Here is a 23,195-nt window from a genome sequence, read left to right on the forward strand (position 1 = left end):
ATAAATTAAGTCAAATCCACAATAACCTTAATCGTTTCTTTGGCTGCAATGGCTTTATCAAAAGCATCTTGAATATCGTCCAATTTGTACGTCTGTGTCACCATTGTAGAGATATTCGTTTTCTTGGCATTAATATGATCAATGACTTTTACAATATCTTCGTGTGTATATCCACTTGCCCCAATAATGTTCACTTCTTTGCTCATCACTTGAGCGAGACTTATGGGTACCTCATTTTTATAAACGGCAATAATTGCAATTCGTGCTTGTGGCTTCACAATCTGCATCACTTGTTCAAACAATATCGGAGCACCTGCTGCATCCACAAAAGCATCAACATTCGGTACACTCACACCGTATACGTTCACTTCGCCAAAGTGTTTGATTAAACCCTCTGCCAATGATTCAGTCGACGTATTAACTGTTAACGCGCCTAATTCTTTTGCTTTATCCAAACGCCAGTTGTCAATATCCACTACACAAACATCTTTAATGCCTTCACCAATTAATCCAGCAGCAGCAGATAAACCAATAGGACCAGCTCCGAGAACTACGATCTTCTCACCTTGTTTGGGCTGGACGCTAAAAGCTCCATGAAAACCTACACTCATAGGTTCCATTAATACGGCTTCTGTTGCCGAAACTGAATCATTGAATTCATATAAATTATAATTAAGTGCTGCGTCTTCAATTAAGACATATTCTGAGAAGGCACCTACCTCTAATGAATAACGACGACCTGCACGTTTTGCAGTAATTGGATTAACTCCTACTCGCATGCCAACTTTCAAATCCTTTTCTGCATAGGGACCTAACAGGGTGATTTCACCAAACATTTCATGTCCAAATTCTGAACCGAAACGGATACCCATTTCTGTTCCTGCTTTTACTATATTAATATCTGTACCACAAATTCCACCCGCTAAAATACGAACCAACGCATCTTTAGCTCCCACTTGAGGTATCGGACGCTCTTCTATGCCCACACTATTTTGACCGTGATAAATACCGACTTTCATCATTAATAACACACTCCTTAGTACTATCTATTACTTTCATGGTAGTAGTAATTAAGGAGCTAAGCAATCTACAATAATCCTGAAAGCGTTAATAAAACAACAGTTAAGAAATATGTGTTAATTCAAATTTGAAAAGTGAAATATTTCACCACTTCTTTTTATTGTTTGCAGGAATAAATGGATTTAACTGTATGATTCGTTCTGCTAAAAACTTAGGTGTATAAGGCATATCATTGCCAAGCCACATGGAAATCGTGCCAATAATAGCTGATGTTCCATACCAAGCTGCAATATCCGAAGGAGTATCTACGGTTAAGAAATCTTCTGTTTTTTGAATAGCTTGTTGTTCTGTTGTATTTAAAATCAAGTCATATAGCAGATCCATTAATTTCGGTGTGAAATAAGGGATGTTTTTGGTTACTAGTAGCACCTTATACATATGAGAATTTTCTGCAATATGCTCTAACAATAAAATCAGAGAGGTAAGCTCATCCCCGGATTTATAGGATTCATCAAATTTATCTGATAGTATCTTCTTTAAATCCACTAACAAATCATTCAAAATACTATCAATAAGATCATTTATATCTTTGTAATGTAAATAAAATGTAGCTCGGTTGATTTCAGCCTTTTGCGTTATGGCATTGATCGAAATTTTATTTAATTCTTTCTCCTCTAATAAATCTATTAAAGCATTTCGAATTGCTTTCCTTGTCCTTCTTATACGTAAGTCTAAGTATGTTTTATCAGACATATTTCTTCCACCCTCGTAATTAATAAACACTCAGTCAATTATAATACAGGAGTAGCAGATAGAAAGCGATTGTGTGCTTCTGTACGATCGTCTAATTTCCTTTGGATATAGTACATGCACTCCGCATATTATGATTGTATAAAAATGGGAGGTGTGCTTGGAATATGCCGGATCCTTTTGTAGCGCGATCACTAGATGAAATAAGATTCTGGTCACGGATCATGAAAGAACACTCATTATTTCTTAAATTAGGGTTTCGTTGTGAAGACACGCAACTAATTAATGAAGCGAACCATTTCTATGCCCTATTTGAAGGTATTGAGAACAGATCGCTCGGATTTACTGTTGATTCTGATCCAGCAGTGATACGAAAGTTTAATGAGGAGGTTCATAGTGCAGCTTCACACATCTGGGCATTCAAAAGAAAAATATTAGGCTTAATTCTTCAATGTAAACTACCAGGAGGAACGAATTTCCCCCTATTAGTCGATCATGTCAGTAGGGAAGCCAATTATTTTCGAAATCGACTGGAAGAACTAAATCAAGGTAGGCTTGACCCTTTACCTGACGCAATTATCAATGAAAATGTCTTCTTCCTACGTATAATGGCGGACCATGCCAAATTTATTGGACATTTATTGGACCCATCTGAACGTCAACTCGTTGAACAGGCAAGAAATTTCAGCCATGATTTCGATACATTGTTGTATCAAGCGATTGATCTCAGCTCCATGCGCCCTCAATCCCAAACTAAACCCCTGCTAGATCAGCAGCTTGACGAGAATAAAGTTTCGGTTATAGCCCTCCGTGATTTCAAGAAAACGGCTCGAGATCTTATTGAAGAATGTCGCATAAAAAGCATCATTCATCCGCTTCTTGCAGATCATGTATTCCGAGAAGCAGAAAGATTCCTCTATATTATTGATGCATTTGAAGCCTCTTTGAATAGGAATAAACAAATCGTATAGTCTAAGATTGAATTGAAAATACATCAAAAAAAGCCACGCAGAGCTTCCTCTGACGCGGCTTTTGGCTTATAACTATTTTTTGGTATACACGATTTTCTTATACTATCCCTAGAAAGACAATATTCATCTGAAAGCTGGTCAACCGTTGCACCAACAGCAAACCTTAGACAGATCTCAATGTTTCTAGTTCTTAAGTATTTTCTGCTCCCTGACTTTTCGCCCCATTTTACATGTGATTCTTCAGGCTTAGGGATATAAACCATACCACCGTTAATATATTTCTGAATTTCCTCTAATAATTCTTTAGGGAAAATCGTATCTGCATTTACATATTTCATAATCGCTCTGCTCCTTAAACTTTTTATGAGTTTGAAGGTAGCAAAGTCTATTCTAAAAACAACAATGCACAGTGCACTGGCGGTAAATCAAATTTTTTCGCTCTATACAAACAACCGCCGTTGTTTATAAGTCTAGACTTTGCATAGAGCTGATCGCTAATCTTTTCACGATTGTACACCCTCCTTTCCATCAAATTAAAATCAGTTGCTCCAAAATGCGCTCCGCTGTCTTCTCTCCATTCGCAATACAATCTGGAATGCCCACACCATAATAAGAGCATCCGGCAAGAATTACATTTGGATACTTATCTGACATCTTCTTCTCTAAGGATACTACAATTTGATGATGACGGATGTGATAATTTGGCATTACATCATGCCATTTGGTTACATCGTAGGTGACTGGCAGTCCTGTAATCCCGAGACTGGCCTGAATGTCTTTCAAAGCCACCTCCAATAGTTCCTCTTCTGAAAGCTTAATCAAGGATTCATAATGGGGTCCCGAGCTCTTATAAAAGAGTCTAACAAGCAGACGCTGTTGTTCTGACGTGTGCTCCCACTTGCGACTTGTCCACGTACAAGCATTACATAGAACATCGTCACTATTCGCTGTAATAAATCCTGTCCCATTTGCCGGCAGCTCACTGTCCGGAATATCAAACCCTATATATACACTAATCATAGAACTGTTAAACAACTGATTGAAATCTTCATCCAGCTCTTCATCTTGGAGTAGAGCTTGTGCAGTAGCATGCATCGTTCCGAGCACGACAACATCGGATTCTATGATTCGTCCATCTGCCAAACTTACTTGATACTGCTCTCCATGTTTTTCAATTCTTTCTGCACGAATTCCTTTGATGATCTCCGTATCAGACAGATGTTCTTCCATAGAGTCGATCAAAGCAGATACGCCACTCTTAAAAGACATAAACTTCTTATCGCCATTCCCTTGGAATTTGGCTTTATTAGCAGATAGTCCCTGAATAATGCTGCCGTATTCATTCTTATAATCAATCAAATAAGGAAGTGTTGAGGCAATCGTAAGTTCACTCAATTTCCCGGAATAGACACCTGAAAGTACAGGCGATATTTGCTTTTCAACTAATTCTTTTCCTAGAAATGCTTCTAGAAAATCACCCACGGAATCATTTTTCGTAAACCTATTATTCGGAGTATAGAAATCTTTGAGTGCTTCCACCTTTCCTTCAGCTGAAATCAGGTCTGTTGTGGCAAGTGATTCAATACTGAGAGGGATGCCAAAGACTGCATCTTTCGGGATTTGCTTTAGCTCTCCTTCTGTATAGATAAATGATGTTCCTGTCGCATTATATACAACTTCATCTTGCATACCTAGCTCTTCAATCAATGGGGCAACATTCGTTTTGCGCGTGACAATAGAATCAGCGCCTGACTCCATGATGAAGTCTTCATGCTGTAATGTTCTGATTTTACCGCCCAGTCTATCGCTGGCTTCAATCAAAATAATTTTTATATCCAATTTATTATGCTCTATAGATTTCTGTAAATAGTAAGCGGTAGACAATCCAGTTATTCCCCCGCCAATTACGACGACCGTTCTCAAAGCGTGCACCTGCCTCTAAAGTTATAATCTGTTAAATTCAATTGAGTACATTATATCATAGGGATTTATTAGAAATAACATACCGTTCGTGTCATATATGAAACAAAAAAATCCGCGATAAACGCGGCAAAACTTTATATATTTTCCTGTTTTAATGCATCAATAATGTTCTCCTTCTTCACTTTTGAACTGGAGTACAGCATGGCTGAGCTAACGATGATAAATACAGCCACTATGACATACAAGATACTCATCCAAGGAAGTGTGAATCCATAGGAGAAACTACTCATCATGGATCTATAGATCAAGTACATAACGACTATGCTTATCGGAAGCCCATAAAGTAATGATTTTATCCCATAGAAGATACTTTCATAATTAATCATTTTATTAAAGCCCTGCGGCGTCATCCCCACCGATTTCAGCATCGCAAATTCTCTTTTACGAAGAGATATGCTTGTTGATATCGTATTAAAGATATTCGCAATCGATATTGAAGTAATTAAAGCAATAAAACCATAGGTGAAAATAGACATTAACATAATCATCTGCTCGCTATTTTGTCTATTTTGATACACATTTTGAACATAGACATTCCGCTCTCTCATTTCCTCTATGGCTTGTTGGGTCGCTAATGGATCTGAGCTATTTAGGTTAAGTCGGCTTTGAATGTCTTTAAGCATTGTATCATTCGTTAATTGATCGAAGACCTGTTCAGAGACAATGAAATTTAGCCCGCCGACCAATGCTGAATGAACACCCATAGGACGCTTATCAGTTAATGCGACGATTTCTACTGGTGGTAATTTCGTCTCTTTTTCTGTATCCCAATCCGTATAAATTAAATCAAGCTTCTGGCCGATCTCCGAATGAAGAGCTTTGGTCTCAACAATCTTTTTGGCTACCTCATCCTCATAGGTGACTGTATCAATCAGAATGGCAGACATTTGATCGGGATCCATTAGTTGCTCATAATTTGCACCGACCGTTTCTGCATATGTCTTCAAACTCTGTTCATTTAGTGCATGGATCTGAACATAGTAAGGATATTTACCATTCTTTAGAATACTCTTATCCTTCTGCACGATCTCATGCAATTCTTTAGCCATATATTTTTCATCAATCCATGAACTCAAGCTAAGATCTCTAACCACATTATATTCTGTTACATTCGGCAAGCTTGATATCGATTTTGTTAACCGATCAACTTTTTGTGAATTCTCATTCCCCATATAGACCTGAATATCATAATTCAAACCATCCTGTGAGAGTTCTACCGACCTTCTCATATTATCTGTAAACGAGGATACAGCTAAAAATAATAAAATGCTGATGACTAGTGAGAACACGGTTGCTTGGTACCTGCGTTTATTTCTCTTTAAATTCTTCAAACCAATTTCTGCTTCAATTCCAAACAACTTACGAACGAACTTGGATGTTTTCACCGCTTTCCCAGAAAGCTTAACCTCAGTCGTTTGTCTAATTGCATCAATTGCTGAGATCTTAGAAGCTTTTCTGGCTGGAAGATAGGTGGATATAAAAATCGTCAGTATTGAAACCACGCAAGCGATAAGTAGGGAAATAGGTGTTACGACTAATGTTAATTGTTCCGTAATCCCTAATACGTCTTGAATCATCGAGTTAATAAATATAAAAGTGATCCCAATTCCAGCAATGCCGCAAATGATCCCAATAGGAATACTAATTAATCCAATGATCATTCCTTCAAAAAATACCGAATTCTGCTTTTGCCTTTTCGTAGCTCCCACACTAGAAAGCATTCCTAAATGACGTGCACGTTCCGAGACAGAAATCGCGAAAGCATTATAGATTAAAGAAACAGAACCAATGATTATCACAGTCATAACGATGACTGACAATGAAAGAAGTGTATCACGTAAGCCATCGCTATTCGTCACACCATAATAGCGCAGCAGGCTACTATTATAAGAAATCGACTCTATATTGTTGTCTTTTGCCAATTCCTCTGCGTGCTTGTATATGGAGCTGTCCACCTTGTTTAATACAACCGTCGCAGTGATTTTTTCAGCTGCTCCAATCAAGCTTTCATCCACATAACTTAAGGCAGTATAGCCCGGAGACCAAGTTGGTTCCCAAGTAGGACGCTTTATCAATCCCACAATCGTGTAGCTTCTAGGTTTTTTATGGATGATCGTTTCCTTTAAGGTATCACCTTCAGTCCGTAATCGTTCGTTCTGAGATAAGGGCTGACCATTATTTTCATCATCACTAGTAACAACACGTTCCCCGACATCGAGTGTTAATGTTTCGCCAATCTTGTAGCTTAATTTAGCATTTTTTGCGATTTCCTCGGAAATAACAACTTCATTATTAGCCTTTGGGAGTCTTCCCTCAAGAAGTTCAATCGGAAATTGCTTGAAACCAGCCGCATTATATTCCTTGATAAACCAATAAGGCTTGTTCTCATTCTTTCCGCCTTCTAAAGGCGCATAGCCACGTTCGCTTGATATGACGAGCGTTTTAGTTGCACCATCCGCTTCTATCGCTTTGAGCTGATCCTTAGTAACATTTTTGTATTGGACATGCCATTCTCCATTAGTTGAAATACTCTGCTTTTTCATTAACTCCAAAAAAGAAACACCAAGCGTTGCAACGGCTGTGATCATAGCCACAGAAATAATAACTCCGATAATGGTAACCAGTGTTCTTCGCTTATTCTGTTTCAAATGTCTAAGGGTTAATTTATTTACGATATTCACGGACGAATCACCTCATCTTTGGCGATCCTCCCATCTTCAATGGTAATCACTCGATCCGCTTGTAATGCAATCCGTTCATCATGTGTAATGACGATCAGCGTTTGATTATAGGTTTTGTTGAACATTTTTAATAGATCGATAATTTCACTACTGTTCTTACTGTCCAGATTACCAGTTGGCTCATCTGCCAGCATGATTGCGGGATTACTAATTAAAGCTCTACCAATGGAGACCCGCTGCTGTTGCCCACCGGAGAGCTGATTTGGGAGATGGTTTAGACGATTTTCTAGGTTTAACGCCTTCACTGTATCCGCAAATTGTTTCTTATCCACCTTGTGCTGATCAAGCAGTAAAGGGAGCGTGATGTTCTCTTCAACCGTAAGTACCGGTATAAGATTATAGAATTGATAAATCAGACCAATTTGTCTGCGTCTAAAGATCGCCAGCTGTGTTTCGTTTAAATCGTAAATATCCGTATTATCTACGAATACTTTGCCACTTGTGGGTCTATCCACCCCACCTAATAAGTGCAGAATGGTTGATTTTCCGGAGCCAGATGGCCCGATAATTGCTACGAATTCCCCTTTTTTAATCGAAAAAGATACATCATCCAGTGCCTTTACCGCTGTTTCACCTTTTCCATATATTTTAGACAGATGTTCAATCTTTAAAATGTCCATTGTTAGACCTCCATTTGTTGATGAGATCAGTATATCTGTCTACAATGACTATCCAGTGACTCTAAAGTGACATTCTAGTCACTAAGCCATAAGCGCTAAATGACTTGCTTATAAAATTTGATCTGAAATTGTGTACCCATTCCTACTTCACTCTTCACATCGATCGTTCCGTTTTGTCCGGTGACAATACTTTGTGCTAAGGCGAGCCCTATCCCAACACTATCCTCGTTTGCATTCTTACCCTTGTAGAATCGTTTGAAAATATAGGGGATCTCTGCCTTGGGGATTCCTTTGCCGTTATCAGCAATGACAATTTCCGTAAACAACGTATTTTCCGCAAAAGAAATCTTGATTTCTCCACCTGCAGGTGTGTGCTCTACACAGTTTTTGAGAATATTAATCAAAGCCTCAGCTGTCCAATTGAGATCGCCCACGAATGTGGTGGTATCAGCTCCATCAATCGAGATTCTTTGTTCTTTAATATCCATTGGAATTAACATGGGCTCTAATGATTTCTGAACTAGCTTACTCACCTGTATTTGATCTTTTTTAAAATGAATGGTTCCAGCATCGATCTTGGAGAACTTTAATAATGAGGAGACCAGCCATCCAATTCGTTCGAGTTGAAGGCTAATTTTCCTCGTAAACTCCATTCTCTTCTCAACGTTCAAGTCAGGGTCGCTTAATAAATCTGCCATCACGGTCATGGAGGTTAGCGGGGTTTTGAGCTGATGAGAGATATCCGAAATTGCATTGGTGAGTTTCATTTTATCTTCTTGTAATAGAGCGCTCTGTTCGGATAACATTAGCGTCACTTTATAGATGTCATTCTTCAGGATACTAAGCTCACCTTCCTGGTTATCACGAACATCGAGCGTATAATTCCCACTACTGATTTGACGTAGATACCCTGAAAGCTTTTCAATTTCACCGTATCTCCAGTGGGTAAATAATACACTGCAACCAATCAGCAAAGCTGAAGTCACAGCTGTGATCCACGCCGTCTCTAACGATATAAATGACGCTACTACTGTGGCCACAAGACTGATCAAGCACATCGTTAATAATAACCATCTAAATTCTCTATTACGAAGCATCCTAATCACCTACCTTGTAACCCAACCCTCGAACTGTTTTGATCAGCGTAGGTTCTTGGGGGTTATCTTCTAACTTTTCCCTTAATCTTTTAATATAAACTGACAATGTATTATCATTCACGAATTCTCCAGCTACATCCCAAATCCGCTCTAGCAATTGATTTCTTGAGAGAACCTGTCCAACATGATTAGCAAAGATCAGTAGTAGACGATACTCTAATGCTGTCAGTAGCACTTCATCTCCATTCTTAAAAACTTTTCCTTCAAGGGTGTTAATCCGTATGTTCTCTAATTCGATATTGGATGGAGTCTGAACCTGCTTGTTATATCTTCTTAAGACGGATTTAATACGCGATAATAGCTCACGAATCCGAAAAGGCTTGGTTATGTAATCATCTGCACCCATATCAAGTCCCATCACTACATTGACCTCATCATCAATCGCCGTTAAAAAGATTACCGGTATATCACTTTGCGCTTTCACGATCTTGCACAAATCATAACCACTGCCATCCGGAAGCGAAAGGTCAAAAATGCATAAAGTGAGCTCAGATAATTGTTCCTTTAGCAACGCTTTGGCAGAGGTCGCGTCATAACATAAATGGGTTTCAAAATGATCTTGTTGTAATGAATATTCTAGTCCTGATGCTATCGTTCTATCGTCCTCGACAAGTAAAATTTTCATGGATGATCATCCTAACCTTATAATGTATTCAAATGTTCAATTCGTTCCGATGATCATTCTCTCATAATTATAGAGTTATACCAAGTTACCTCTCCTATTAAAGTATTTACAACTTCACAGTAAATATAATAAAGACGTCTACTCTATCGAATAGACGTCTCTAAAATGATCATATCGCAAAAGCACCACACTTATATTGATGTACCTGCTGAAAGCCTAGTCGAAGTGCTGATTTTTGGGAGCCTTCATTATCTAGTGAACAATCCCAGTAAGGAATAAAGCCATTGGCAAGCACATCCTCAACTACTAACGTCGCTAAATGAGTTCCCACTCCTTGTTTCTGATATTCAGGAAGGGTTTCAATGCCGATTGCGTGTGTATCCTGTGTCACAAAACTAGAATAGCACACTCCCATAATTTCAGAACCTTCAACAGCAGCATATCCGTAGCCTTTTTCCGCAAAGTCTTCTTTCGATGACCAGAACAAATCAATATTCTCATGTATAAATTCTATATGCTTTAGATCTAAGTTCTCCCAATCCTGCGTTTTAAGATTTATAGTTTTAATCCCATTAGTCAGCGCCGCAGGTGGGTTCTGAAGTAACTTATACACCATCTGTTCATAAGGATATAGCTTCCTAGAAGGAAACATCAATTCCAGATTCCATTCATCATGCTCACCAGAAACTTCGAAATGTTCCATCCCAAGCTCCTTCATTCTCGGTACAATATGACTAGTTACATAACTGTCCAATGCATGGATAAAGTCTTGATTGTTATGATCGCCGATAAGGTAAAACCCTTCAATCCCCTGACTCCACACTAACGCACTCTTTGGTGCTGTAAGTTGATCGACAAAGATCCAACCTGGATTATTTCCTTCAATAATCGAGAGGATTTCGGGATGAGGATGCTCTCCTTTAAGCAGTGGCTTCAGTTTATAATAATCCTTATGAGGTATTTCATGCATACAAACACTCCCTTTATTTTCCTTGCAGATATTATATGCATAAGTATAAAGTAATCGTCATTTATTGGTTGGTAAAGTTCATTAATAACTGAAAATTACTGTCCATCTGTATTATTGATAATGTTTACGAAGTCGATTGTAATATAGCCAAGTTCGACTTACATATGAGCCAAACATTAGAATTAAGATGGCGAACAAGATCAAATTTATGAACTGCAATCGATCCAAATTAGAGGTTGCCGATAATTTTATATTTATTCCTATGAGATACGTATAACAAATAATGAGGGGCAAGAACATGGCGGTATACGTTAAAGCTATACGTCTAGCTAGTTTCAATTGATTTAACTTATCGCTGTATATTTGCGGTTTGGCTTCACCTGGTATATATTCTTGGCCCCATAAAACCCATTTCTGACTCCATGCACTCGAATTATATAGACGTGTCCAGCCAGCATCCCTGTGAATGTTGAAGTAATTGCTATCTGCAGTATTCTGTAAGTCCGCACAATAACACACCTTACGAGGCTTCCCTTTTTTAAAATAAAAGGCAGTTCCTGTTTTGCCAACACTGTACAAATTATATCCCTTTTCTTCCATCTCTTCGAGCCACTGCTCAAGACGATCTGGCGCATACATCCATCCAAGCTTCCACTTCATAACAAGTTGACCTGAACTTTTCAAGCGCTTCTCTTCACTCTTACTTAGTCTGTCTTGAAGAATGGATGCCGCTTGACCCTTTAGCTTGGTAGGCTGTAAGAACTCTCCAGTTAATCTCTTATTAGTCCTGTTTATTGTGATCAGCGAATAAACTGTGAGAATACACAAAATAATACTAACCCCTAATGCAGTAGCGGGAATATACCCATATGGTTCGGTAAAAACCTTAATAAGATCGACTTTGGATGCACCCATAGTCATAGCAATCGTACTTATCAATAATACATTAAGTAACCCAACCATTAAATAAATCAATATCCCCATATAAATGTACATGATCTTCTTGTTGTGTTTAACTATTCCCTCTCGATCAGGAAATGTTCTTATCTGTTCTAAAGGCAGCCCATTCATCGTCACAACCCATTTGCCGCTCTGTAACACCTTCGTCCATCCAAAGTTCAATAGCCCTTTAGATAGGGATCGGTTTTGAACTTTATCGAATACGATCCTATAGGTAGCTGCTTTTGGTTCGCTAGACTGAAAGTAAAAATATCTAGTTAACCGGTTGATTCGGATGAGTTCATAGCCCTTTTCCGCCATAGAAGCCAACCATTCTTCGGTTTTCTGAACATCATAACTCCAAAAGGGTCTAAATACCTTGATGATCATCTATATCACCCCCATAGTTCATAGCATTCTCATATAGCTCTTTAAGCCTGTTGATCTCCGTAGCAAGAATTAGCTTCCCTATGTCTGTTCTTTCGTAAACCGTTCTTCTCTCTTCATCAGCAAAAACCGTAATCATCCCATCTTTTTGCATTTTCGTTAACGTGCCATAAACGGTACCCGAACCCAATAATAGACGAGCCTTCGTTATTTTCTCCACATGCTTCACAATTCCATAACCATGACGTGGTTCATCTAAGGATAAAAGAATATAGAAAGCTGTTTCAGTCATTGGCACATATTTTTTCAACACTTTCTCAGGGTTCAATATGCCCAGCTCCCTTATTTTGTAACTACGTTTATACATCACAATTAAATATGTCTCATCGTGACTATATCACGTTGTGACATAGTCTGCAATATCATTTCTCCGATCCATTAAAATCAAAAAAAGTGTATAGAATCGCTTCATCAGCAACTCTGTACACTCTTTTTTTAACTGCTCCAACCTATCTAGCGAATATCGTTTATCCGAATATTACTTCCTAACAGACTCGAATCACTACTTAATCGGAATGAAGGGTAGTTCTCATCTGCTTCAAGCCGCATCAAGTCATCAAATAAAGATTCTTGTTGACGGTCAACAAAAAATGAAAAGGGTTCTTTCTGAACTGCAATATCTGTAGTATTGGGTTCACTAATAATCTGAATTACGATCACACCATTACAACCGCAGCCCTCCGTATCAAAGAACAATTTAAAATATCCTGGTCGTTCACCAAGGTTTTCTTTTAACCTTTCAATAGTTCGCGTGTTCAATTGTATGAACATAGGATGATCTACCCCTTATTTATAATTGAGCTACTACTTTGCCAAAGTATAAATTGATTTGCTTCCACCCTCGTGTGATTGCCATCACTTCGTTTTTGACAGACATGCGACTGAGGTAAGCTTACGCCGACTTCTGAGTCTCCCGTTCTCCACCTAGCTTAAATACGAGAATACCACCAACGATGACCAGCACACCGATCAACTGATTCAACGTAAATGGGACCTTCTCAAGACCCATCCAGCCTAATGAATCCCACAGTAGTGCGAACCCAAGCTGAGAAATTAATACGATCGAGATCGCATACGTTGGACCGAGTCGTTTTGTCCCCTGCACGAGACAGATGACCACGCCAACCCCGATCAAACCGCTGATCCAATACCATGGTTCCATATTTCTCAAAGTAAATATACGGTTTCCTTCAACGATAAGACTCATCACAAATGAAGCTAGAAATCCCATTCCTAACACTAAAGTGGTCGTAGCCCAAGATCCAACCTTTTCGTTAACTTTTGTATTAAATATATTTTGCAGACTCACAAGTGATCCCGCGATTAGCGCTAATATCAAACCAATAACCATAACTTAACTCCTCCATTTATCGACTATACTCAAGGTTATTAAAATTTCAGTATCACTACGCCAACAATCATCAGCCCGATACCGATGAACTGTGGCAGTCTCATCTTTCGCTTTTCCATTCCAAACCAGCCTTTAATATCAATCAAGAAAGTCAGACATAACTGAGCAATCAATAATGAGGATATGGTAAACGTAACACCAATTTTCTGAATGGCAGTTACTTCACTAAAAATGATAACAGCCGCAAAAGCGCCGCCGATCAAATACAAGGGCTTCACTTTCTTAAATCCTTGCCATTTCCCATCTCTGACGAACAAGAGAATTAGTAAGGACATAATGAACCCCGTTAACTGTGTAATTGTCGCCGCCTGCCAAGTACCAATATCTTGACTAATTCGAGCATTAGACACGCCCTGTAGAGTAATACAAGCCCCCGCTAAAAATGCAAAAATAATTCCTTTCATTTCTCTCTCTCCTCAACTTCAATCTCTTACATATTAAATAGCAATTCAGGGGTTTAAAAAAGGACATCTGTCCTTAATCAGAAGAAACGTTGTGATTGCCCAAAATAGACGACCGTTGCTCGAATAAATAAAAAGACCGCCTCAAGCCTTCTTATAGGCTCAAAACGGACTTCAAATATGTTGAATTGTTGATTTATGAAAGCAAATTCTTCTCATGCAATTGATCAAAAATGATTTGAGTAACTACAGACACACGATCCCGATCCTTATAGCTTAACCAAGATAATTCCTCGATTTCGGACGCCGGTGTTAGTGCACCTTCATAATCTGCAATATAACAGGTCATTTTTACAGTAACGCCTTCCGCTTTACCATGAGCCTCCGCTTCAAATGTTCCAAAATAAGATATAGTATCTGCCTTGATCTGAACAGATATCTCTTCCTCTATTTCACGCACGAGCGTCTCTACATCTGTTTCTCCAGCTTCTCTTTTTCCTCCAGGTAAATAGTACGTATCTTTCCCTTTAGAACGCGCACATAAGACTTGTCCATTCTCGATATGAATCCATGCGATTTTATCAATTATTGTAGTCATATTGTTCTCCCCATGCCTTTTTTCCAACAATTATATCATACAGCTGAACTAACACATTTATGCAACGTCAGCTTTAGCTTTTTGAATGCGCATCTTAGATTGAGATAGATGATAAAAAATAAAGTGAGTTTCTTCTGTCTTTCACATATAATTGTTTATAATTGGAAGAGGTAATTTACGAAACGAAATGACAAATGAACAGGAGTGTGAATTCATGAAACTTCAATTCAACTTATTCCCGGGCGGATTGCCCAAGGCGCTCACGATGAGCTATGATGACGGACAGAAACACGATATTCGCTTGGCCGAGATTTTTGATCAATATGGGATTAAAGGCACCTTCCATTTAAATAGCGCAATGATAAACGCACCCGGATTCTTATCTTCTGATGATGTTAAAAATGTTCTCAGAAATCATGAGGTATCTGCACATTCCGTTACTCATCCACATCTAGAGCGACTTCCCTTACCGATGGTGATCGATGAATTATTTGAAGACCGTAAGCGACTTGAGAAGCTGGTCGATTACCCGGTGCGAGGAATGTCCTATCCCTACGGTACATACTCTCAGGAAATCATTGCACCATTACAATCTGTTGGGATTGAATACAGCCGTACTGTCCACTCTACCAAACAGTTTGATATGCCTTTGAATTTTATGGAGTGGCATCCAACCTGCCACCATATTGAAGATCTCAATCAAGTATGGGAGCGATTCACAACAGAAGGACCCTCCCAGAAATTGAGACTCTGTTATGTTTGGGGTCATAGCTATGAATTCGCACAGCAGAACAATTGGGAGCTTATCGAAACCTTTTGCCAGCAGGCAGGTGGACATTCGAATATTTGGTACGCTACCAATATCGAGATCTATGATTATGTCACTGCACTCTATTCACTAAAAATTAGTGCCGACAAAACGATCATCCGGAACAACTCTGCTATAGATGTATGGGTATCGGTAAATGATCAACCTGTTCATATTAAGGGTGGAAGCACGTATAATCATCGTTCCTAATTTGGATAGGTTAACTCAAAGGCGAATTTTTTATAAATACCAAAAGAGGTGCATCCAAAGTGACTGGATGTACCTCTTTTAGGATAATAGATTTACTTCGTAACAAGTGTATAGGTTACTTTTTTTGCATATCCATCAATCAAGGGAGTGTAGTTAAAGGTCAGAACATTTCCAGCACGGTTCTTTAATACCAACATTTTTGATAGAACATATGGATCTCTGCCATCATTCACTCTATCCCATTCCTTACGATCCTCGCTACTAATCAGTTGTTCGCTAAGATTGATGATATCTCCAGTACTACTATAAATAATAAAGAGCTGTGTCGTATTCAAAAAGCGAACGAGCGCAACATCTTCCGCAGCATACTCCACTATGAAATCTCCTGTTGTTCCGGTAAGCTTCTCCAAATCGAACAACTTACCCAATCGACCATCTTTAGAAATATACTGAACGCTCTTCCCGTCTGTCATGTACAACTGAGTAGAAGGCACTTGTGGCGCATGCGTATAAGCTGCGATACTATAATTATAGTCCATTTGCTTAAGAATAGTGCCCGCTTTGACTAATACCTGATAGCTGCTACTGAAATCAGTGAACATGGCATAATGATTGTCTGTTAACTGGAGCAGATCCGTTCCATTGCCAAGTCCCTTGATCTCAAATCCATGATTATAAGCTGATTCTGTGAGAGGCAGTTGACCTATCTTTACTGGCTTCCCAACGACCGAAGCACGATAGTACAAATCCCCGTTCTTCTGAGATACCCAATAAGATCGACCTTCTGCAGTAGCGGTGACAAATCTTGGTTCGTCTACAACCTGGATTATCTCATCCGTTTTATTAAGCCATGCTTTGCCTCCAAGGACACTGACCGTTGAGACTAGTGGCACGTATAGGGTACCCTTGATAATACGCGGTGATTTTGACAATGCCGATACCGACCCGTTCACTTTTGACAATGTAGCACCTGATGTTAGGACTATTTCACGCGCTGGACGAACCAATTTAGCCGTTTTGGATGGTTGATCCCAAGATAACGCATAACCCATAGCATCTGCGAGTGATTTTAGAGGAACGAAAGTCGTATTCTCTGCGATAACCTGTTTACTGCTTATTCCGGTATCTTTATAGTTGAATTGAATCTGGCTTTCCGCTCGAGCAGATGCCGCTCCAAATCCAGTACTTAATGCCACAGCAGCAAAGATACCAAGCGTTATCTTCCATTTATTCATTTCTATTGACTCCTCTTAGCAAACTCATAAAATGCAAAAGCATCTTCCCATGACGGGAATCCTGCTTGTGCCAGTTTATCGCTGCCCCCGCCTTTACCATTGTAGCTGCCTAGATGAGCCTTGAAGAATGCTCCACAGAAGATCTCCGCATTACCATTCTGTGCAAATACAACTTTATTCTCAGCAGAAGTAGCTAATAACACAGGAACCGTGCTTTGAGCGGTTAACTTGTTAGCAAGACTTTGTAAATCTTTTAGTGATTTATCCTCAAACACATGTGCGATCAGATTACCTTGTTGTTGTGCCAAGAGCTCCTGAGCGACATAGACGTCATTCTTCTCTTTTAGTAGAGTGATTTCAGCTTGCAGCTGCTTTTGTTCATTTTCCCATTTCTCAATCCGATCGATAATCTCATCTTTACCAGTGTTGAACTTGGAGGATAGTGTTCCAAGGATTTGCAGACTGCTATTAAATTCCTCCAAGGCTCGGTATCCACATTTAAAATAAATCCGCGTATTTCCTTTTTGCTTCTCCGCTTTCAGAAGCTTGATCATACCAATCTCACCTGTTGAAGATACATGTGTACCTCCGCAAGCGTTGTATTCGACATCCTTGATTTCTACAATTCGGATATTCTCCGTCACTTTTGGCTGTTTAACCAGTTTGAGCTGTGAAGCCTCTTCCCCTGTTACAAAATAGCTAAGGATAGTGTGGTTCCGGTAAATTTGCCGATTAACCTCTTTTTCTATAGAGTGAAATTGATTAGGGGTTAACTCTGGTACTTCTATGTCAATCGTGCAATAATCTTCACCCAAATGAAAGCTTAGGGTCATAAATTCGAATACGTCGAGACAAACGGCTGAGAGCAAATGCTGTCCACTATGCTGCTGCATATGATCAAATCTTCTATTCCAATCGATCTGACAAGTTACTTCTAATTCATCAGGCAGACGTTCCAGCTTATGCAGTACAAGCTCTTCCTCACTGATTACATCCAGTACAGAGATTCCCTGAATAGTTCCTAGATCACAGGGTTGTCCTCCGCCATGCGGATAAAAAGCTGTCTCCTCCAAAATAACATAGAGCCCATCTTCTCGTTCAATCGTTTCAGAAATACGGGTCTGCCAATCGGTCAGGTATGTAGAATTGTAGTAAAGTTTGTTAGTCATGTATGTATTCCTCTCTTTTTTACATTTTCGGCACATTAAGCTTATAGTATCATAACGGATTTCAAAGACAAACTGAGCAAATAAAACCGCCTTATGGCGGCGTTCTTGGAGGCTAAACTGGTGAACTGTCGTTTCCCATTAACGTAACCGCTAGCCATGATTAAAAACATTATAACTAGAGTCATTAATAATTTCTTCTACAATCTCGGATGTTTGTTTTTGAGTAGTGTCTTTAATAAATGGCTCGTTGGATGAGGTCATCTCCATCTTGTTCAGCAAAAACAAAGAGCGTTCTAAGGATTCAATATCTCCTCTTATAGTTAGACGTTCAATTAATTTTTCTCTATCTGCTGTGAGTATGACATATTTTAGTCTTACATTTAAATCTGACACATGTTTACAAAACCAATCAAGTTCATCCTCAACCACAAAATCGATTACAACATTAAAGCCATGTTGAATAAAATTCCTTGTTAACGCAAGGATGTTCTTCCATGTTAAACTTAGACGTTCCTCCCATGAAGGTTCTGATTCACCCTTAAACATATGAAGGAGTACATCACCCTCAATAAGAACGCAGTGCTTAACATTTCGTGCAAGTTCTATCGAAGTTGTTGATTTCCCAACACCAAGCGGACCTGATATCAGATATACCATGTGTTCTCTGCCTATCTCTTGCATTACAATATTTCCTCCCAAGTCGAATTGAAAAAAGTTAAATAAGATACTATGACAGCTTGACCTCAGCCTCTGCTACGGCATTACGAAACAATTCGTCTGTCAAATTGATTCGGTCTACAATATCTTGTACGGTTGTTACACCATATAGCTTTTCAAGGGTTAACACCACTTCTACAGGAAAATCCCGAGACGCATGAACCAGAAAACAGTCAGCTTGAAAAGGTGTATAGATTATCCGAAGTACATCTACAAGTGGATTCAAAACATACTTATGATAGTAAATCAACGACTCTAAAAAAAGACCACGTTTTGTATATTTGACAGCCCTGCTCCTTTGGCTGTAAATGCCTTGCGCACGTATCAATTGTGAATGCAGTTGTGAACGGTGAGTCACGTGATCAACGTTTTGATATTTCACAATACTTGCCTTATCCAACAATATAACTGGAACGACAGTTTTGTCTTCGTTAATAAATAAAACTGGGACACTCTCACTTTGAATCGTCACATCCACTAAGAGATTTTCTGATGACTCCTGCAGGTGGTATACCTTGTAGCGGTTATTGGTGGGTCGACCAGATTGTTCATAGGCGATATCTACTTGTCCTAATCGCCGCATACATTCATCCAGTCGAGTAAATGCTTCATCGATGTAGCCTTCTTTGGTATAGCAGACTATATCAATGTCAGAATACTCATCCAAGGTTTTTGTACCATCTGAACCCTCCAACCAGATAGCCAAGATATAATCTTCGCTTCCAAGATCTGAAACAATTGCTTTTAGAATTGTCTCACGTTTAATCATCATAGCTAAACCTCCTATGCTTTTCACTTGATAATAATTTTATCACCGAATCACTTCTGTCCGTTAGCTTTACAATGAAAGCACTGAGCTGTTTGCTAAGTGCTTTCTTTAATCTTATTTATTTAGATAGTGGCGAAGTTTTTTGCACATGTGTCAGAACTTCCAATGAGCGTGCTAATTCTCCTCTTTTCAAAACATTGATCTCCCTCACCTTTAGTGAAGGAACCATACATCATACATGAAGTTACAATAGAGTCTAGTTCGCAATTCTCTTTAACTGATTGGATAATTTGTTTCTGTAAAAGCTATTTAACTATTCTATTCTGAACGTTAGTGCGAAACATTATTTTTAACAAGATAAAGAGGGCGAACCCTTAGGTTCACCCGAATTGTAAACTTACCAATATTTTCACTTTAAGAATTAACAAGCACAAGTAATTGCTTTTAAGTTTCTTATAGCAATAGCATTCAGTCGAAGTGCTTCTACGATTGATTCTCTTACTGCTTGCACTTCAAATCTAGCAATAGGCAATCTACAAAGATTTTCATCAATTCTTTTAAGACTTGCTTTCAAAACCACTCTTTGTTTACGCAAAGCATTTAAAGCTCTTTGAATTCTTCTCTTCTCTGCAGCAGTCATAAACTACCACCTCTTTTCGATTGTGATAGTATATGAAATGCTACTTCTCCTTTTTCTGCTTGTACAATCCGGAAGCTAAATGATTGATTTTACTATTTTTCACTAATCTCCATGATAGGAACGGACCAATCTACATTGGTATGCAATCGGTTAACTATCGTGCGTATTAATTGAAGCTGGTCAGGGATCTTAGTAAGTCCCGCAGCACGGAACTCAAAAAAATTCTTTTTGTTATTTGACTGTGATTCAACAATTACAATATAACCATCTTTCCATCCCGATCCTCTGATTGAAGAAACACCTTGTCCTGAAAGGGGATACTCTCTACCCTCAAGATCCTGTAATATCCATTCACTCTTCATAGTCTCATTTCTAAATCTTCCACTAAAGTGTAATGAACCCTCCTGCTCAGAGCCGTTGGTATTTGGTGGTGATTCCACTGTAAAATCATTTAACATCAGCTCATCCCCATCAAATGCAAAGGGAATCGGATGTTCTTTCAACTTGGAAGGCTCAAATTGTACCGTCGATCCGTCCTTCTCAGTAATGAAATATCCATCAAATACGAAAGTATATAATGTATCCAGTGGTAAATCTTTAAAGGTATAACTCCAATGCATGAATCCAGGTTTATCACCAGGCATCGAAGATCGCGACATTGTACTATCCTTATGAGGGACTTTTCTAGTATTAACACTATGAATCTCTTCTCCCGCACTATCCTCGAAGTGGAACTTCACCCCCTGCTGCTTCCATAGTTCACCTGGAGAACGCTCCAACGCCTCTTCACTCAACTCCGTATCAAATTCAAAACGGACACCTTGAACCATACGCGTTATTCTTTTCAAGGTCACGGTCAATCCATCCGGCGATGTGTAGCTACCCTTTATTGGAGTTGAGGTTGTTTGTTTATTCGCTTCAGTCATATCCATCGAAAAATTGAAATTCCAATCTCCTTGAAGAATAGGATTACTACTTCCCTTGCCCCCCAATTTAGTAATATGACCTTCGATCATGATGTGATCGGTTTGCAATGGCTCCGAGAAATTAACGATCATATAGTAAAAATCCTCGGTATATCCCATATCGTATAAATCTCCCACGACCTTTCCATCATCATCTTTAATTTCAATCTTATTTCCGTTTTCGTCACTAAGAACCAAGTGATGTCTGTCATGCTTTCCGTTCGGTCTGAACAACTGTAGCGCAACAATTACACGAGTTGGATCCGCTACAGCTTCATCTATTTTTATCGTATAACCCTTATCCTTCACCTTAATATTTGGATGTTCAACCAGCCCAAACTCTTGCGCTCGCAACAGACCAATGTCCACATTATTTTTCACAAAAAGTGAACGTAAAGTTTCCGCCAATGTGGGTACAGAATATAAAATCACGGCACTCAGAACAATCAGTAACAATACAACGGTCATAGTTAATCTTAGAAATTTTATCCTCTTCGGATTATTTCGATTCTTGCCCCGTACCGTTACTTGTTCAAGCTCTACAAGTTCTATTGAAGCCATTACTTGAGCTGTAAAAGAATCTGGTAGCTTCTCCTCAAATAAAGCTAGTGCCCACTCTTCTTGTTCTTCTAATAGTGCATGATAGATCAAATTGCATTGGGCACAAGCAGCGATATGATCAGTGACTTCCAAAGACTGGGAGGTAGGTGAACTTAGGTTGTATTGCTCGATCTCAAATGGACTTAAGCACTTCATCGCTTTTCACCTCCGAGTGAGACAAGATTTGCTTCAAACGCTGTTTTGCACGATAAAGATTATTTTGGATCTTACTTAATGGGACATCTAAGAAAACACACATTTCTTCATAGCTTAAATCATTAGTATAACGAAGAAACAATGTCTTTCTATAATTAGGCGGTAGTTTCTGTATTAGGTGAAGTATCTCTGTGCGATGCTCTGAACGAATGAACTCTTCTTCCGGATTATCTGAAAGAGAAAGTTCAGTTAAATCGTCTGGTAAGCTTGCTGTAGGACGAGTCCCTTTCCACAAATCCTTCAGTAAATTAGCTGCAATCGTATATAGCCAAGCCGCAAAAATCCTATCCAAATCATGTGAGGCCAGCTTAAGATAAGCTTTCATAAAAGTCTCTTGCGTGATGTCTTGCGCATCTTGATCATTAGCCCCCATCCCTCTCAAAAGGCCATAAATTTTGTTCTTATATCGATTTACAAGAAACGAATAGTCTTCCTTATGTCCATCCAGAACATTTTGAATCCATTGCCTCTCTTCCTCTTTTTCAACTTTCGGTACATGTCCCTTCACCCTTAAGCCTCCTTGAAGCACGATACTGTATAGACGATACCTATCAGAACAACTCTCACTTTATACAAAAAAGAGTAGGTCTTCAATTGTATTGAAGACCTACTCTTTTATCTAGCAATTGCGTTTAAGTACAAAATATTCGAATTGATCACGAAGTTCAGCGTCCCTATCAAACCCCAATCGCTCCATCAAAGCTATCGACCTAGCATTCTCGGGTTCAACTGTCGCGTCAATAGTGGTTAGTCCCATTGTTGAAAACCCGAAATCAATAACTCTTTTCATCCCTTCGTACATAAGCCCTTGTCCCCAGTAAGCTTTAGATAAATCAAATCCAATTTCAGCTATAAATTCTTTATCCTCTCTTCTTAGATAGTGGTATCCGCAAGTACCGATAAGCTCGTCCTTATCTTTATCGAACATGCCCCATCTGCAGCCCAAATCATCGATATGGTACTGAATGATCTCTTCGGCCTCTTTTAGATCTTTGCAGGGTTCGATATCCATATATCTAGTAACTTCTTCATCTGAGAAATGTCTAAATACTGCTTCTGCATCTTCTAGATTTAAAATTCGTAGATCGATTCTTTCTGTTTGTAATGCTGGAAACTCGAGTCTTTGATTGATCAAATTTGCACCTTCCATTTCTGATAACTTGCATTGTATTTATTTGGAATAACTCCATGTTAATCATAGTCCTTTGAGAAGACAAGAAGTTTATTCATTGC

At 38.9% G+C, this 23,195-nt stretch carries 25 protein-coding genes and 1 pseudogene; 2 read left to right on the forward strand and 24 right to left on the reverse strand.

Annotation, left to right across the window (positions count from 1 at the left end; all coding sequences use genetic code 11):
• Window positions 1-5: 5 nt before the first annotated feature.
• Both NSS67_RS19190 and NSS67_RS19195 read right to left on the reverse strand, forming a co-directional pair.
• A complete protein-coding gene (locus NSS67_RS19190; RefSeq protein WP_339315184.1) occupies window positions 6-1,022 on the reverse strand; it encodes a zinc-binding dehydrogenase in 1,017 nt (338 codons plus the stop codon).
• Window positions 1,023-1,164: 142 nt separating this feature from the next.
• The gene (locus NSS67_RS19195; RefSeq protein WP_339315185.1) at window positions 1,165-1,773 is read right to left on the reverse strand and encodes a TetR-like C-terminal domain-containing protein; all 609 of its coding nucleotides are present in this window, start codon (window positions 1,771-1,773) and stop codon (window positions 1,165-1,167) included.
• A 164-nt stretch (window positions 1,774-1,937) separates the two neighbouring features.
• Here NSS67_RS19195 and NSS67_RS19200 point away from each other — a divergent pair, with 164 nt between their 5' ends.
• Window positions 1,938-2,741, forward strand: coding sequence for a DUF2935 domain-containing protein (locus NSS67_RS19200; RefSeq protein WP_339315186.1), 804 nt, complete (start codon window positions 1,938-1,940; stop codon window positions 2,739-2,741).
• Between the two features lie 23 nt (window positions 2,742-2,764).
• Here the strand turns inward: NSS67_RS19200 and NSS67_RS19205 are convergent, their stop codons facing one another.
• From NSS67_RS19205 to NSS67_RS19265, 13 genes are all read right to left on the reverse strand, one after another.
• The gene (locus NSS67_RS19205) at window positions 2,765-3,079 is read right to left on the reverse strand and encodes a CD3324 family protein (RefSeq protein ID WP_339315187.1); all 315 of its coding nucleotides are present in this window, start codon (window positions 3,077-3,079) and stop codon (window positions 2,765-2,767) included.
• 190 nt (window positions 3,080-3,269) lie between these two features.
• A complete protein-coding gene (locus tag NSS67_RS19210) occupies window positions 3,270-4,664 on the reverse strand; it encodes a protoporphyrinogen oxidase (RefSeq protein WP_339315188.1) in 1,395 nt (464 codons plus the stop codon).
• Between the two features lie 134 nt (window positions 4,665-4,798).
• On the reverse strand, window positions 4,799-7,405 hold the full coding sequence (locus NSS67_RS19215) for an FtsX-like permease family protein (protein WP_339315189.1): 2,607 nt from the start codon (window positions 7,403-7,405) through the stop codon (window positions 4,799-4,801).
• On the reverse strand, window positions 7,402-8,085 hold the full coding sequence (locus tag NSS67_RS19220) for an ABC transporter ATP-binding protein (RefSeq protein ID WP_339315190.1): 684 nt from the start codon (window positions 8,083-8,085) through the stop codon (window positions 7,402-7,404). The genes NSS67_RS19215 and NSS67_RS19220 overlap by 4 nt, the downstream gene beginning before the upstream one ends.
• Window positions 8,086-8,180: 95 nt before the next feature.
• Window positions 8,181-9,182 (reverse strand): HAMP domain-containing sensor histidine kinase, encoded by a 1,002-nt coding sequence (locus NSS67_RS19225; RefSeq protein ID WP_339315191.1) that lies wholly within the window; start codon window positions 9,180-9,182, stop codon window positions 8,181-8,183.
• A gap of 1 nt (window position 9,183) precedes the next feature.
• Window positions 9,184-9,867 carry a response regulator transcription factor gene (locus NSS67_RS19230; protein WP_339315192.1) on the reverse strand — a complete coding sequence of 228 codons (684 nt, stop codon included), beginning with the start codon at window positions 9,865-9,867 and terminating at the stop codon, window positions 9,184-9,186.
• Between the two features lie 169 nt (window positions 9,868-10,036).
• Complete coding sequence (locus tag NSS67_RS19235; protein ID WP_339315193.1) at window positions 10,037-10,837, reverse strand: GNAT family N-acetyltransferase; 801 nt, start codon at window positions 10,835-10,837, stop codon at window positions 10,037-10,039.
• A 111-nt stretch (window positions 10,838-10,948) separates the two neighbouring features.
• Entirely contained in the window at window positions 10,949-12,166 is a 1,218-nt protein-coding gene (locus NSS67_RS19240) for a DUF2812 domain-containing protein (protein WP_339315194.1), read from the reverse strand.
• Window positions 12,147-12,491, reverse strand: coding sequence for a PadR family transcriptional regulator (locus NSS67_RS19245; protein WP_339315195.1), 345 nt, complete (start codon window positions 12,489-12,491; stop codon window positions 12,147-12,149). The genes NSS67_RS19240 and NSS67_RS19245 overlap by 20 nt, the downstream gene beginning before the upstream one ends.
• Before the next feature lie 185 nt (window positions 12,492-12,676).
• Window positions 12,677-12,994, reverse strand: a complete 318-nt coding sequence (locus NSS67_RS19250; protein WP_339315196.1) for an iron-sulfur cluster biosynthesis family protein — start codon at window positions 12,992-12,994, stop codon at window positions 12,677-12,679.
• Window positions 12,995-13,115: 121 nt separating this feature from the next.
• Window positions 13,116-13,574 carry a DMT family transporter gene (locus NSS67_RS19255; protein WP_339315197.1) on the reverse strand — a complete coding sequence of 153 codons (459 nt, stop codon included), beginning with the start codon at window positions 13,572-13,574 and terminating at the stop codon, window positions 13,116-13,118.
• A 38-nt stretch (window positions 13,575-13,612) separates the two neighbouring features.
• A complete protein-coding gene (locus NSS67_RS19260; RefSeq protein ID WP_339315198.1) occupies window positions 13,613-14,038 on the reverse strand; it encodes a DMT family transporter in 426 nt (141 codons plus the stop codon).
• Window positions 14,039-14,231: 193 nt separating this feature from the next.
• Window positions 14,232-14,633, reverse strand: coding sequence for an NUDIX domain-containing protein (locus NSS67_RS19265; RefSeq protein WP_339315199.1), 402 nt, complete (start codon window positions 14,631-14,633; stop codon window positions 14,232-14,234).
• Between the two features lie 214 nt (window positions 14,634-14,847).
• On the opposite strand from NSS67_RS19265, the gene NSS67_RS19270 reads away from it, so the two are divergent.
• A complete protein-coding gene (locus tag NSS67_RS19270) occupies window positions 14,848-15,651 on the forward strand; it encodes a polysaccharide deacetylase family protein (protein WP_339315200.1) in 804 nt (267 codons plus the stop codon).
• A 92-nt stretch (window positions 15,652-15,743) separates the two neighbouring features.
• Here NSS67_RS19270 and NSS67_RS19275 read toward each other — a convergent pair whose 3' ends face one another.
• The 9 genes and pseudogenes from NSS67_RS19275 to NSS67_RS19315 all read right to left on the reverse strand — a co-directional run bounded on the left by NSS67_RS19275 (window position 15,744) and on the right by NSS67_RS19315 (window position 23,097).
• Window positions 15,744-16,886: a copper amine oxidase N-terminal domain-containing protein gene (locus tag NSS67_RS19275; protein WP_339315201.1), complete on the reverse strand. Its 1,143-nt coding sequence runs from the start codon at window positions 16,884-16,886 to the stop codon at window positions 15,744-15,746.
• 2 nt (window positions 16,887-16,888) lie between these two features.
• Window positions 16,889-18,055, reverse strand: coding sequence for an alanine--tRNA ligase-related protein (locus NSS67_RS19280; protein WP_339315202.1), 1,167 nt, complete (start codon window positions 18,053-18,055; stop codon window positions 16,889-16,891).
• A gap of 150 nt (window positions 18,056-18,205) precedes the next feature.
• Entirely contained in the window at window positions 18,206-18,736 is a 531-nt protein-coding gene (locus NSS67_RS19285; RefSeq protein ID WP_339315203.1) for an AAA family ATPase, read from the reverse strand.
• A 46-nt stretch (window positions 18,737-18,782) separates the two neighbouring features.
• A complete protein-coding gene (locus NSS67_RS19290; protein WP_339315204.1) occupies window positions 18,783-19,544 on the reverse strand; it encodes an aminoglycoside 6-adenylyltransferase in 762 nt (253 codons plus the stop codon).
• Between the two features lie 194 nt (window positions 19,545-19,738).
• Window positions 19,739-19,831, reverse strand: a pseudogene (locus NSS67_RS19295) (nucleotidyltransferase); the annotation flags it as partial.
• Between the two features lie 131 nt (window positions 19,832-19,962).
• Window positions 19,963-20,181 carry a hypothetical protein gene (locus NSS67_RS19300; RefSeq protein ID WP_339315205.1) on the reverse strand — a complete coding sequence of 73 codons (219 nt, stop codon included), beginning with the start codon at window positions 20,179-20,181 and terminating at the stop codon, window positions 19,963-19,965.
• A gap of 92 nt (window positions 20,182-20,273) precedes the next feature.
• Window positions 20,274-21,902 (reverse strand): DUF4179 domain-containing protein, encoded by a 1,629-nt coding sequence (locus tag NSS67_RS19305; RefSeq protein WP_339315206.1) that lies wholly within the window; start codon window positions 21,900-21,902, stop codon window positions 20,274-20,276.
• On the reverse strand, window positions 21,880-22,470 hold the full coding sequence (locus NSS67_RS19310; protein ID WP_339315207.1) for a sigma-70 family RNA polymerase sigma factor: 591 nt from the start codon (window positions 22,468-22,470) through the stop codon (window positions 21,880-21,882). Before NSS67_RS19310 ends, NSS67_RS19305 begins: the two co-directional genes overlap by 23 nt.
• Window positions 22,471-22,581: 111 nt before the next feature.
• Window positions 22,582-23,097 carry a GNAT family N-acetyltransferase gene (locus NSS67_RS19315; RefSeq protein WP_339315208.1) on the reverse strand — a complete coding sequence of 172 codons (516 nt, stop codon included), beginning with the start codon at window positions 23,095-23,097 and terminating at the stop codon, window positions 22,582-22,584.
• Window positions 23,098-23,195: the final 98 nt, after the last annotated feature.

The organism is Paenibacillus sp. FSL R10-2734 (assembly GCF_037963865.1).
Classification (GTDB): Bacteria; Bacillota; Bacilli; order Paenibacillales; family Paenibacillaceae; genus Paenibacillus_AQ.